Origin of the sequence: Dyadobacter sp., from assembly GCF_051859145.1 — a bacterium.
Taxonomy (GTDB): domain Bacteria; phylum Bacteroidota; class Bacteroidia; order Cytophagales; family Spirosomataceae; genus Dyadobacter.
This window is the reverse complement of record NZ_JBHYGF010000559.1, coordinates 1-793: the sequence shown is the minus strand read 5'-3', so window position 1 is coordinate 793 and position 793 is coordinate 1. Positions and strand designations below refer to the sequence as shown.

The following is a 793-nucleotide window of genomic DNA, read 5'->3' as shown; positions in this document are numbered from 1 at the left end:
ATCGTTCGTCAGGGCAAAGAACAGAAATATAAGCCTGTGCTTTACATTGAAACAAAAGATAAGAGCAAGGCTTACGAAGATGCAGTGGCTGCAGCATTCAAATCGGTGCAGGAAAAACATCCTGGTGTGGAGCTGAAAAAGATCGCTGCTGGCTGGGAGATTACAATTCCTGCGAAATATGATACGGGTCACGAATCACACTTCGCGCAGGTGGCGAATGCTTATATGGGATTCCTAAAAGCAGGCAAGCTGCCGGAGTGGGAAGTGCCGAATATGATTGCGAAGTATTGGTTGACGACGGAGGCGCTGAAGAAGGCGAAGTAGTGTTCTGGCAATTTTACCCCTTTTTCCGTTGACTGAAGTCAACGGAAATGGATTTGGCGGGTGGCGCTTTGCGCTGCTCGCTTTTTTATGGAAATCTTTCCATGACCTCTACTTCCCACCCTTCACCAATGCGAAACCAACTTTCCCAAAAACGCCCCTACCCGAGACCCCGCTTCTCTTATCACTCCGTTTCGAAACCATCAAATCGTCCCTATACTCGGCCGACACTGTCAGTCGCGACCATTTGAAACCCGCAGAAGCCGATGCGACCGGCGCGACGCGCTGGAAGCCAAAAACATCTTTGACCGCTATATCTGCTATCTCACCATAGCCAGCTCTGCGCTGAACGATCGAGAGTAAGAAATTCCCGCCCAGCTTGCCTTCTACAAAAAACTTCAACTGTGATTCCGGATTCAAATAAAGCCGCATGCCCGCATCCGCGGCAATCCTGTGATGCAATTCCCGGGTA

At 49.8% G+C, this 793-nt stretch carries 2 protein-coding genes; one reads left to right on the top strand and one right to left on the bottom strand.

Going from position 1 to position 793, the window contains the following annotated elements:
• On the top strand, positions 1-324 hold a 324-nt coding region (locus ACTIE6_RS24115; RefSeq protein WP_439559058.1), incomplete at its 5' end, for a putative oxidoreductase C-terminal domain-containing protein.
• 108 nt (positions 325-432) lie between these two features.
• Here ACTIE6_RS24115 and ACTIE6_RS24110 read toward each other — a convergent pair.
• On the bottom strand, positions 433-793 hold a 361-nt coding region (locus ACTIE6_RS24110; RefSeq protein ID WP_439559057.1), incomplete at its 5' end, for a hypothetical protein.